This window comes from Clostridium sp. NSJ-145 (assembly GCF_021044725.1).
In the GTDB taxonomy this organism is placed as follows: Bacteria; Bacillota; Clostridia; order Clostridiales; family Clostridiaceae; genus Clostridium; species Clostridium disporicum_B.
Window position 1 is genome coordinate 22,576 of sequence record NZ_JAJNOS010000024.1, and the last position, 12,471, is coordinate 35,046.

Below are 12,471 nucleotides of genomic sequence, written 5' to 3' on the forward strand. Positions count from 1 at the left end.
ATTTACATTATATTTTACTATAATTATACAATAAAAGAGTAATATTTTCACTTAATAGCTAGCATAACGACAATTTAATTAGTCAAAATTTAAAGCCACCGATTAAATTAACCGATGACATCTATAATTACTTATCTATAATAATATTGTATTAAACTCACTTTATATGATATTAATATTTATACTTGATATAAAATATGTTGCTTATTGCTATGTAATTTAAACTCTAATAGATTCTCTCTACATACTAGTTGATTTTCAAGTAAATTATTAAGTATTACCTTTGGATTATCATTATATGCTATAAAGATATTATCTTTCTCATATAATCTATATCCAATCCCTGGCCAACTATCAATAATTTCATTATTAAAAACTGAAAGACCAAGAGAAGTTAATGAAATATATTTATTACCATCTATAAAAGTTTCATCTATGAGTCCATAATCCTCCATTGTTTTTAAATACTCTAAATCAATTAATTGCAACATATCATTATTTAACCATATTTTATTATCTTCTTGTAGATTTCCTATTTTATATATTAAATCAAGCCAATCACTGCACCCTAAAATCTCTAATGTACATTTATAATAACACTTGTAGAAATCCAATAAATTATTTGCATGCAATAAATTGTTAATCATTTTTTTATCAACTTTAATTTTAATACTCTTCTTTGAGTAGTATTGCTCTATAACTCTCTCCTCTATGAGATATTCAAATATCGAATTACCTATTTCCTTATTTTGCTTCACAAACTTTTCTATAAACTCCATTTTATCTTTTTCATTTTCTTTTAAAGAAATAGTTGTTAAATCATTCAGAAACATAATCATCTTAATATATAATGGATATTTTTCTCTACTTCCACTTTGGTCTCCTTCTTTAATAAACTCAGCCCTATACTTTTCTCTAAGCATACCTGCTATAGTTGTTTCTAAAGAATAGCCGTTATATATCCCCCAATTTAATAATACATTTTCAATTTCTACTTTATTGTTTAATTCTAATGATGAATCTAATATATATAATTTAATATTAGTTAAAATTTCTTCATTTTCACTTTCAAACCATCGTGTTACCTTATCATACTCATTAATATATCTTTCTTTTATTTTTTCTATATAGTGTTCTCTATTTCCCCCTCCGGGGATACATTGACATCCTATTTTTATTGCTATATCTGAAAGTTGTTCATCACGTAAACATTTAAAAAAATCATTTGAAATTTCCATCTATCCTCCAATAAAGAATTAAGTTCTTAAGAACCCCCATTCCTTTAAATAACCAATCTTTTCATTTACTATCTTTTCTTCCTTACTATCATATAAATATATATTGTATACTTTTTTCATTCTATCCAATTGATCCCGAGTGCTAATAAGTGTTCCTATTCTAAAGTGCTCCTCTGTTTTTGATTTACCTCTATATCCTGCAGCAATCATTACATCTACATCCATAAATCTATATTTTTCTATTAAATTACTACAGCAAAATACATTTATATCCTTATTATTAAATTTTTCAACTAGTTCATCTCTAGCCTCTTCTGATATCTTTTGATTTAAAAAATCTATTTTTAACTCCTTAGCTATAGTTTCTACATCATCTACTTTATGAGCTACGATTATCACTCTTCTATTTTCTAATTCTAACAGTTTTTCACGAATAATATCCTCTTTACTTTTTTTACACTCTTCAATACTAACTCTCTGAATATCTAATTCTTTTTGATATAAATGATTAATTAACTCATTATTTGTAATGTTGTAAATAGCTTCACCAAACACACTAAATAATTTCTTCTCTTTTCCATCACTTCTATCAAGAGATGATGCTAATGCAATTTTTCTTTCTGACTTTATTAACAAAATATCTATTACATTGTCAGTTACCGCTTTATGAGCATCATCATAAACTACCATTCCCCATTCACTATAGATTAATTTTTCAATTATTTTTCTATTAGTACTAATATATTCATAATTACATAAAATAAAATCATTTATTATGAAATTTTCACTATCACATATAGTTATTCTTTCAGTACTAACCCCCAATAACTTAACCAATTGCTTCTTCCATCGTTCTAACTGTTCCTTACCATTGCAAAATATTAAAGTTTTCTTTTTTACATAACCAATTATATTTAAAGCAACATAATTTTTCCCTGAAAAAATTGGCATAATAAGTGTTGCATAGCTTCTATCTTTTAATAAGTCAAATGCTTGCTCTTGATAATATCTCATATTAATTTTATTTTTGCCAATATTCACAACTGAATTAACATTACATTTAGGTAATCTTATTACTACATTATTTTCATTTAGCTTATTGAATATTTTGTGTAAATCGTTAGTATTAAATCTATATTCTTCATTATTGCCTTTATCAATAATATTTTTATCTTTATTTAGTTTCTCAATAAAACTTATATCACCTCGTAATATTTTTAATAATACCTGACCATCACCTAACTCTAGTTTTACTTCCTTTAAATTTAACTCTATATTTTCTATTTTATCTAATAAACTTTTAGGAAATGGATATTCACTATTATTGTCAATAAATTTTATGAATTTATCTTTTTTATCACTGCCATCTAACACTAAATTTATTAATGAATAATCATCTAATTCATAGATTTCACATAGATTATCTACTTTTATTGGCATAGATATTGTTTTTAAATATGAATTAATTCTCATAAGCTCTTCTTCTGTTTGACAAAAGCTTTTATAAAAAACTATTTTACCATTTTCCTGTAATACTATTGGCTTGTACACTTTTCTCCTCCTTTGCACTATATTAATATCTGAACATTAACTACATACTTATAAGCAAAATACAGAATAATTCCTAATGCTATATATCCTAAAATAATATCTAGTAATCCTCCTGTTTTGCATAATTTAATTCCATATCTCTCCTTTATAAGAGGATATAGAAATGGTACACCCATTTTGGTAAAACTATCAGATATTAAATGTGTTGAATATCCAACAAACCAGAATAAAGCTATTGTTTTATTAAAATTATTTAATATCAATGTACTTATAGAGAGTGCTAAAATTGAGTGAGTCCATGTCCTATGTTTTATTTTAAATGTAATATCAAAATCCGGAGCAATAGCTCCAATTAATGCAAACATTAAATATCCTATGTTATGTGAGTAAGTTACAACTAATAGAGCCGCCAATGCAATTCCTATATTTATATGTGTCTTACTTGTCATTCAATAACTCCTTTTTCCCATTAAGCTTATTAAACATTATTATTTACTAAAGTATATTACGTAAATATAATAAATATTCAATAAAAGACACTTAGAAGTTAACCCAAGTGCCTTAAAAACATAACAATAAAAAATTAAATATCGTAACCTAATCTCTTCTTTTCCTCATTCAATATTTTTTCAATCAATTCCTTTTCAGTTATATCAACTGCCTCATTACTTGATTCTACTACAACAGAATGGCGAGCATATGAATCAAATATTTTTTGCTTATTTTTTAATAATTCCATCATTCTTTCATCTACGCTATTTTCTGTTAAAAGCCTATGGACAACTACTTTATTAACCTGCCCCATTCTATATGCACGTGCAATAGCTTGTGTTTCTAGAGCCGGTTTAATCTGTGGTTCACATAATATAACAGTATCAGCAGCCTGAATATTTAAACCTACTCCACCAGCAATTATTTGACAAGGTAGTACAACTCCTGCTGGTGCTGCTGTAAATTCATCAACAATTTGTTGTCTTTTATTTGCTGTAACTCTTCCGGTAATAGGTTCTAGACATACCTCTCCTAAAGCATCTTTTACAACTGATATTGTTTCTAGAAAAAATGAAAACACTATTACTTTTGAATTATTTTCTTTAGCTTCTTCACAAATTTCAATAAGTCTATTTAGTTTTGGACACTTATCAGCACTTCCCCCTTTCCATGCTGCTTACCTCATTGCCATAAACTTTCCATCTCTTACTGCCTCTGAATAAATTATCCTTTCATAATCACCAAAGCTTTCCCATTCTTCTTTCTCTATTAATTCAGGTAACTCATTTAATACATCTTTCTGATTTCTACGTAAATATACTGGCGCTATTTTATAACGAAATTCCTTTGCATTATAAAAACTTTCTTTACTATCTAATCTATTGGCAATTCTAGGTTGAAGACAATTTATTAAGCTAATCATTTCATCAACTCTATTTTCAATAGGTGTCCCGGTCATAAAAAGTATTTTATTAGAACGTGACATTAAATTGTATAAAGCTCGAGTTCTTTGTGCAGATGGATTTTTAACATAATGAGCTTCATCTGCAACTATCAAATCTAACTCTATTTTCTCTTTAACTTCTATACGCTTAAGAGTATCATAAGTTGTAATTGCAACTCCACCTTTTAGTTCCCACTCTTTAAGAACTTTATCTCTATCAGATCTATGAATAATATATGACTTTAGTTTGCTATGTTTCTCTATCTCCTTATGCCAATTAATAAGTACACTGGCTGGACAAACTACAATAAAATATCTATGACCTTCTGCTTGTAAATGTGCAATTGAAGCTATAGCTTCAATAGTTTTACCAAGCCCCATTTCGTCTCCAATAAGTACCCTCTCTTGAACAATGCAATACTTTGCCCCAAACTCTTGATATCCCCTTAATGAAGAATTAAGTAAAGACCTATTTAATTTCAACGCCTCAACTCTTTTTACCAAATCTTCTGGCAAGTCACCTTTGTCTTTTTTAGTATCAAGCTTCTTTTTTATAATGCTCTCTAATATTGAATAATATTTAGCTGAATTGTTGCTAAAATCATTCCAAACATAGTTATACTCAACCATTTCATCTTTACTTTTATATTGGTACTTATTTGCACTAAATAATTCTACGTCACTATTATTTAAAAAGTTACTTAATATATTAAATGAATTAATCGCTTTCTCTTTTGTAGAATTAAAACTGAATAACCATCTTAATTTGTTCTGTGTCAATTTTGCTGATTTAATGTGAGATTGTAGTTTTTTATAATTTGAGTCTACTTTCCTGCTTATTTCTATAATATCTTTATTAAAACTAATTTTATATAGCGCTTTGATAATCTCTGTTTGGGCATTAGTTTTTTTCTGTGGATCTATTCTGAATACCATATTTCCCCTTACAGTTCTTTCTAGAGATTCTGCTGCAGCCATAACCTGTTTAGCTGTTATATCTCCAACACCTCTTATTTTAGTTAGTTGATTTTGAGTTTTCTTAGATAATTCTAAAAAGTTTTTAATTCCAGACTCTCTAAAAACACTTAATCTAAAACCTTTTCCAACATCATTTAACTTTTCTATTGGTATATTTCTAAGAGTATCTTCTATACCTTCATTTTCAATATCATCATATAATCGTATCACGACTTTATAAATATCTTCACTATCTATGTTAATTTTCATTATATCTCTTGCAAGCGACTCAATATCTAATAATACTTTATTTGAATACGTAATATCTGGTCTTTTTAATTCTTTCATACTACCTCTCCACTTTAATTATTGTATGGACCTTCTTTATATTATAATTATATATTTATATACTTAACTTCTAATTAATATGTATTCTTAAATTTCATAATTTTATTATTAGCATCATATAATTAATAAATAAAAATTTAATTAGGAGCTATTAAATGAAATTCACACCTAAATATGTACCAATCCTTAAATGGAAACAAGGAGAACAAACTGCTCTAAGAGAATTATCAACTGAAATCTCTAACTCAATAATTCCACTTATTGAAATCACTCCAGACTTTAATATTGAAAGATTAGAGAAATCTTTTAATTATTGGTCTAATAAATATTATTATTTTGATATTTTGCCTGAATTCTATGAAAGTAATCCCGAAATTTATCTTAGAATCCTTGAACAACTTAATCCTGACTATGTTATTCCTGTATTAAATCATACTAATGCTTTTAATTTAATAAATTATGCTACTGAATTATCTAATAACGGAATAGCACTACGAATTAATACTGATACCATTAGTACATTGAACATAGATTTATTCAATATTACTCAAGTTATAAATGCAAATAATATTGATTTGATTCTTGATTTTAAATATATTGGTAATACATCATTTGACAGTTTATATTCTAACTTCCTTAACTTTATGTCATTAATACCTAATATTAATGAATTTAGAAACATAATTCTTTCCGCTTCATCCTTCCCTGAAACTTTAGCTGGAATTGATAGAGATACTATTAATTTAATTGATATGTTTGAATGGCAATTTTATATGGAATATATCAGTAGTTATGCTTATGAGAATAAAATAAATATTATTTACTCTGACTACTGTATATGCAATCCAATTAATATTGAATTTGAACCCTATATGAAACCTTCATTTAATATTAGATATACTTCAGCTGGACAGTTTTTAATTTTAAAAGGAAATTTAATTAAATCTGGTGGTTTAAGCGCTGAAAATATATCTCGCCTTTGTAACACCTTAGTTTCATCAGATTACTTTGCTGATGAACACTATTCTTGGGGAGATAATTATATTTATACTCATAGAATTAATAATCAACCACGTTATGGTAACCTAACAACTTGGAGATCGATATGTACAAACCATCATATTACACATATAGTAAACTCATTAGCTTGAACACACAAAAAATAGCTGGACATCCGAGTGTAATTGTATGAAACATTGTTTCACTACTACTATAAAAGGAAGCTATAATTAAGATTGTATCAAACAATCAAATTATAGCTTCCTTTTTATATACTATGTCCTACCTTATCAACAATATTTAGTTTATTTGCCTTATCTTATATTTCTTTTTGTTTTAACGATTTTTTAACTAATTTAAAAGTTTCAATTGATAAATCTATAAATGAATATCCCTTAAACAACTTATTTCGCCTACAATTTTAACTTTATTAGTAACAATTATATATTATTTGGGTATATATCAACACACTCTCACTTTTCATTCTCTACTCTGAGTTATTTAACAAAAAATAGTGACACGCTAATCCTTGTCACTGGTAATTCACTGGTCGTTCAAGGTACTACTTAAGATTGAATATCTGAGGTTGCTCCATATCAAAAATGAAATATTTTTCCTTTATTTTTTTGTGATTTAATCTTAATTATTGTTATTGACGATTATACTATGACAACATTTTATATCTATATTATACATTGGATTTTTCACTAATCTCTTATATAAATCTTTAATATTTCTACAATATAAATTTCATGAAAATCTTTTTCTGGATAATTATTGCAAATTAAACCTTCTTCAACAATTGAAGTATTATAAATTTTCTTACATACCAAATACCATCTTTGCTTCCTTAATATATAGTTGTTCCTACAATAAATTCTGGTGTTAATCCTGCCTTTTCTATTTTGTTTTCATCATGGCCTAAAGGTGTTCCTAAATATCCTTATGCTTTCTTATTTACTTTATCAAATATACATAAAGTAAATAGAATTTAATTACTTATCTGTTTTTTTTATAAAGTTGTACTCATTTACGAGTATTTTATTTACTATTATATTTAGATTATTGTCTTAGTTGATACATTTAAATTTGAAATTCACTTAATCTTTTTATATCTTTATATTTCACCTTTCACGCGTAAAAATGCACACCCCCTAACTAAAATTCCACTAAGGTGTGCACACAAATACTCAAAATATATAAAAGCGGCTAAAATATCTATTAAAAATCTCTAAAATTTTATCCATATAAAGCAAAATACAATGGCCAAACCTTGATATTGCAAGGTTTTACCATTGTATCCTTACTTGATTTCTTATTTGGTGGAGGCGAGACGCTACTATTAATACCCTCGACCTTACTTTATATCTAGACTATTTCATTATATATATCATCTATCTTTTTAATTTCTTCTCTTAACTCATTATCTAGAATTTCATTGATGAACTCATATTTCACCTTACTAATAAAGGAATAATCACTTATTAGCCTATAAAGTGTTACAACAGCTCCGCCTACATCTAATTTAGTAAAATCCTTGGTAACTGCTGTATAAATAGTATTACTTGATGTAGCTAACGCATTCGAATAACTTAATATCTTTCTTGTCCTAACTTCATATAAATCTCTTTTAATATCTACTTTTTCATCATAGAATAATCCATGAATGGCCGAAATTATTGAATTTATTAGTGTAGATAACATTATGCCTCTGCTAACACTATATGCATCTATTCTGAAATTTTCACTTAACAATTTTGAACTTAAATCTGGTGAAATAGTATTAATAATTGGTATTGGCAAACCCATCTTAGTAAATGCATCTGCTCCAAAATGCAATGCTTGTCTAATTATAGAAACTACTAATAGCTTATAATCATTTTTAGCTAAATTAACTCCATTTATAAACACCTCTGATATTAAAACACTTTCTCCTATTTGTGTATAATTACCTGTAGTTGGATGTGCCTTTACAATATAAGTTGTTAATAATGGTGAATTTTTAGTTAATGTATTTGTCATAATATTTAATGTACCAAATATCCATCCTAGTATAGGATCATGTCCTAAAGTCATATATCTGGTTTGCACAACTAATCCCTGTATTTTGGTCTTTATACCCATCAGCTTTTCTTACTGCATCATAGGGTACAGACCCTAAAAGTATATCTTCATATTTTCTAGGTACAAATTTACTTATAAATTTATCTCCTGCTTTGTCAGTATCAAATCTAAATTTATCATTAGAAATTAAATATTGTCTCAAACATTGTAATGTTGTTGCAAAAAACAAAAATTTAACATCAGTAGAGTTTAACCCTGTTGCCTTAGAAAATTGCTCGTTAATCTCATCTATTTTTTTATAAACTTGTACTTGCTCATTAGTAGTTAAAATGTCATTTATTTCAGTATTAACATAACCTTCCTCATTAACTTCTTTTACTATATCATCCCATGTTTTCTCTAAATCATTCTTACTATTTGTATTTGATTTATTGTTTACTATACTATTATTAGGATATTTCATAACATCAATATTTAAATTCTTTAACAGCTTTTTAGTATCATTTATTCTATCATCTAAACTATTATTAACATTATCTACTTTATTAATAATATTGCTACTTTTATCTTGGTTGTATTTTAGAACATCTAATAAATCTCTTTCATTATCATTAAATTTATCTGCCATCTATGCTACCGCTATATCGCCTTTTAAATCATTTATTATACCTGTAAGAATTATGTTCATAGCTTCTAATTCTCTAGCTTTTTCTTCTACTAATTCTACTTTATTTTTTAATTTATCAATAACTATATTTTGTTTTCTTATAGCTTCTTGTAGAAGAGCTTTCTTTTCAAGTAATAATTCTTTTTTCTTTTTATTGGCAACTAATGCATATCCTCCTACACCTAAAACAGCTATTGGAGCTGCTAGTACTCCTATTCCTGCAACCATTCCTCCACCAACGATTCCCCCTGCTGTTGCAAGTCCAGTTGTTATTCCAACAGCACTATATCCTGCTATCCCCAATGTACCTAAAGCTGCAAAACTCCCTGCAGCACCTACACTCATTCCAGCAGCTGCTGCAAGTACTTCACTTAACCCTTTATCATTTTTACTGATTACAGATTCGCTAGAAGTCATTTCCCCTGCTTTAGAAATGATATTTTTAATTGGATTTAAAGATTCCTTGTTTGTGTATTTTACTTTTCCCACAATGCCTCCTAAAACTTGTATTTATAATAGTTGTTATACTATAGATTTCCTAGTATAGCCCCTCCCCTAATTACGTACAATATCATTACATGAACATCTTGTCCATATTTTTTAATATATGCTCTATAATTGTTTATTTTTATTGAAAATAATTCTAACTTCAATCACTATCTGATGTATGTCTCATAACAATTAGATACTTTTCTAAATCAAATCTATATTACACCCTATTATATTCCATTAAGTATATTATTAAGATTAACCTTATTATATATTATTTAATTTCTCACCCATAAACATAATTCTATTTCTCTTCTTATAACTTAAAGGGCTTGTACCTACATGCTTTTTAAATTTATAATAAAAATAATCAATATTTTTATAACCTACCTTTTCACATACTTCATATACCTTCAATTTACCCTCAACAAGTAATTTTTTAGCTTCTTCTATCCTAACATTATCTAAATAATTATTAAATTTTTCCCCTGTAGTATCCTTAAATAATTTCCCTAAATAAGAGCTATTATAATTAAAAATTTCTGCTAAATACTCTAATTTTAAATCTCTATAATATCTATTATCTACATATTTAACTATTCTATTAATACCTTTATCATTAAAGTTGCTTGCTAAATATTTTGATATATTCAAAAATTTATCTATTAAAAACTTAATAGCTTCATGTAAACTATTTTTACTAATAATTTCTTCAATAAATTTTTTATTATCAATATCTAAACTTTCTTTTAAATCATAGTTTGATATAATACTATCTTTCAATTTAATATAGTAAGTAATTAATAAAGCCTTTACTCGTTCTTCTTTGTAATTTTTTCCTATTATAATTTTTTCTAGTAGCAAAAAGCTTTCCTCTATCCCATATAATTCTCCTATTTCTATATAACTATATAGCTTATCAATAATCTCTTCTTCAGTAACTTTGCTATTAATAATATTTTTTATCTTATCCTTATACATGATTCCTTCATTAATATATAAATATCTACTTTTCATTAATTCTATAGCAGTTTCATAAGAATAGTTAATTTCATTAATATTTTCGACTTCTTCTCCTATTGTAATGAAAATATTTTCTTTCATCTCTTTTTCAAATTGTATTTTTATTTTCTTTAATATTGAGTAGATATAATCAATACTTTTATCATAAAATATTATTGCCACTCTACTTTTAACTTTAAAAATATTAATATTTTTAATAAACACCTTTTCTTTAATCCATTTTTCTAAATCAATTGTATTATCATTACTTACTTTATTTTCTTCATTAGAGATTAATGATATATGCAAACTTTTACTCTTTATATATTTTAATATTTCCTTCTCTTCTTTTAAGTTCTTATTTAAACATAGCTGTGATAAAACATTTTCTTTTATTAATTCAACTTTACTTTCGATATTTATATTTAAATTTCTTTCATAAAAAAATTCCTTTTTTATTTCTTTAATAATATCAAGTAACTCATTTTTATCTATAGGTTTTAATAAGTATCCTTTTGCTCCAAATCTTATAGCATCTTTTACGTAATTAAATTCATAGTACTCACTTACTATTATAAATTTTCCTACGAATCCTTTTTTCTTTATATCTTTTATCACATCTAAGCCTGATTTTCCATGCATTTTTATATCAATCAACACTAAATCTGGTTTTAAATTACAAATCTTTTGATATGTATCCTCACCATCAGTTCCTTCTCCACATATAATAAATCCAAGTTGATTCCAATTAATAATATTTTTTATTGCTTCTCTTACAATAAGTTCATCATCTGCTATAAGTACTTTCAACATATTATTATCACCTCTTATTTCCGATAAACTAACACCCTCACCCAAATATTATATTATTTAAAATTTTTATTAAATTCATTGGCTTTGTTTTAAAATAGTATTGAAATTAGCATAACATAATAGGATGTCCATTTGGACATCCTATTTGAATCGCAATATATTAATATTGTTAATTAATTGTATGCTGTAATTCAATTTAAGACAATATAGAAGAACTCATATTGCTGTTCATAATTTGGGTAAATTAAAAAAATATAATTCTTTGCAACTCACCCCAACATTTATACTTTTAATTTATCAATTTGATATTTTATTATTAATATAATATTGATACAATTGTTATTGCACTTAAAATATAAGATATAGAAAGCATAATATCATTGTAGTTCTTCTCTTTTATACTAAAAACTAACTGTATAGAACTTAATATTCCTAGTATAACTAATAGCATAAAATTTGTAAACATACCAGCTATAAATATGGTTTCTAGCATATATAAAATAAAAGCACTAAAAGACACTAATCTTATTGTTTCAAATATATTTTTCTTCATTTTTTCTCCTTTCTATATGTAGTGATTTATGTTGTATCATTTTTCATCCTTATTTTTTCACAATATGATACAATTGTTCATCAATCATTATATTTATTGTACACTAAAAATAGTAAAATTAAAACAAATTTTACCTTTATACATATATTGGTCTTCTAATCTTAAAATCCTTTATTAAAGATACAGAATGTGTTGAATTAGCATGAATAAAGAACTTTTTAGGTTTATTCCTTTCCATTTCTGTTTTAAATAATTGGGTCCATTTATACCAAAATAGGTAGTTTGTTAGGAACTTGGTTGAAACACCATTAAACTTTCTTATCCATCTTTTTAAGCTACTATGAAAAGCATTGAC

General features: G+C 26.0%; 10 protein-coding genes and 2 pseudogenes. 1 reads left to right on the forward strand and 11 read right to left on the reverse strand.

All coding sequences use genetic code 11. The annotated features are described in order from the left end of the window. Positions 1–179: 179 nt before the first annotated feature. The 5 genes and pseudogenes from LQE93_RS15695 to LQE93_RS15715 form a co-directional block, all read right to left on the reverse strand. Positions 180–1,238, reverse strand: a complete 1,059-nt coding sequence (locus LQE93_RS15695; RefSeq protein ID WP_231074414.1) for a hypothetical protein — start codon at positions 1,236–1,238, stop codon at positions 180–182. A gap of 18 nt (positions 1,239–1,256) precedes the next feature. Then, positions 1,257–2,789: a DEAD/DEAH box helicase gene (locus LQE93_RS16925; RefSeq protein WP_231074416.1), complete on the reverse strand. Its 1,533-nt coding sequence runs from the start codon at positions 2,787–2,789 to the stop codon at positions 1,257–1,259. A 17-nt stretch (positions 2,790–2,806) separates the two neighbouring features. After that, positions 2,807–3,238 (reverse strand): metal-dependent hydrolase, encoded by a 432-nt coding sequence (locus LQE93_RS15705; protein ID WP_231074418.1) that lies wholly within the window; start codon positions 3,236–3,238, stop codon positions 2,807–2,809. A gap of 134 nt (positions 3,239–3,372) precedes the next feature. Next, positions 3,373–3,909, reverse strand: a pseudogene (locus tag LQE93_RS15710) (helicase-related protein); the annotation flags it as partial. A 48-nt stretch (positions 3,910–3,957) separates the two neighbouring features. Further along, on the reverse strand, positions 3,958–5,529 hold the full coding sequence (locus LQE93_RS15715; RefSeq protein ID WP_231074422.1) for a DEAD/DEAH box helicase: 1,572 nt from the start codon (positions 5,527–5,529) through the stop codon (positions 3,958–3,960). Positions 5,530–5,684: 155 nt separating this feature from the next. Between LQE93_RS15715 and LQE93_RS15720 the strand changes: the two genes are divergently transcribed. Then, positions 5,685–6,680, forward strand: coding sequence for a beta family protein (locus tag LQE93_RS15720; protein ID WP_231074424.1), 996 nt, complete (start codon positions 5,685–5,687; stop codon positions 6,678–6,680). A gap of 1,216 nt (positions 6,681–7,896) precedes the next feature. Here LQE93_RS15720 and LQE93_RS15725 read toward each other — a convergent pair. The 6 genes and pseudogenes from LQE93_RS15725 to LQE93_RS15750 form a co-directional block, all read right to left on the reverse strand. After that, positions 7,897–8,619, reverse strand: a complete 723-nt coding sequence (locus LQE93_RS15725) for a hypothetical protein (protein WP_231074426.1) — start codon at positions 8,617–8,619, stop codon at positions 7,897–7,899. Further along, positions 8,588–9,220, reverse strand: a complete 633-nt coding sequence (locus tag LQE93_RS15730) for a hypothetical protein (protein WP_231074428.1) — start codon at positions 9,218–9,220, stop codon at positions 8,588–8,590. Before LQE93_RS15730 ends, LQE93_RS15725 begins: the two co-directional genes overlap by 32 nt. After that, a complete protein-coding gene (locus LQE93_RS15735; protein WP_055265746.1) occupies positions 9,221–9,748 on the reverse strand; it encodes a hypothetical protein in 528 nt (175 codons plus the stop codon). 267 nt (positions 9,749–10,015) lie between these two features. Further along, positions 10,016–11,563, reverse strand: coding sequence for a response regulator transcription factor (locus tag LQE93_RS15740; protein ID WP_231074430.1), 1,548 nt, complete (start codon positions 11,561–11,563; stop codon positions 10,016–10,018). A gap of 316 nt (positions 11,564–11,879) precedes the next feature. After that, the gene (locus LQE93_RS15745; protein ID WP_231074431.1) at positions 11,880–12,116 is read right to left on the reverse strand and encodes a hypothetical protein; all 237 of its coding nucleotides are present in this window, start codon (positions 12,114–12,116) and stop codon (positions 11,880–11,882) included. Between the two features lie 136 nt (positions 12,117–12,252). Further along, a pseudogene (locus LQE93_RS15750) lies at positions 12,253–12,471 on the reverse strand (IS1595 family transposase); the annotation flags it as partial.

Coding starts and splice junctions, on each gene's coding strand:
- LQE93_RS15720 (WP_231074424.1), top strand. CDS start 5,685: ATGAAATTCACACCTAAATATGTACCAATCCTTAAATGGAAACAAGGA.
- LQE93_RS15705 (WP_231074418.1), bottom strand. CDS start 3,238: ATGACAAGTAAGACACATATAAATATAGGAATTGCATTGGCGGCTCTA.
- LQE93_RS15715 (WP_231074422.1), bottom strand. CDS start 5,529: ATGAAAGAATTAAAAAGACCAGATATTACGTATTCAAATAAAGTATTA.
- LQE93_RS15745 (WP_231074431.1), bottom strand. CDS start 12,116: ATGAAGAAAAATATATTTGAAACAATAAGATTAGTGTCTTTTAGTGCT.
- LQE93_RS15740 (WP_231074430.1), bottom strand. CDS start 11,563: ATGTTGAAAGTACTTATAGCAGATGATGAACTTATTGTAAGAGAAGCA.
- LQE93_RS15695 (WP_231074414.1), bottom strand. CDS start 1,238: ATGGAAATTTCAAATGATTTTTTTAAATGTTTACGTGATGAACAACTT.
- LQE93_RS15730 (WP_231074428.1), bottom strand. CDS start 9,220: ATGGCAGATAAATTTAATGATAATGAAAGAGATTTATTAGATGTTCTA.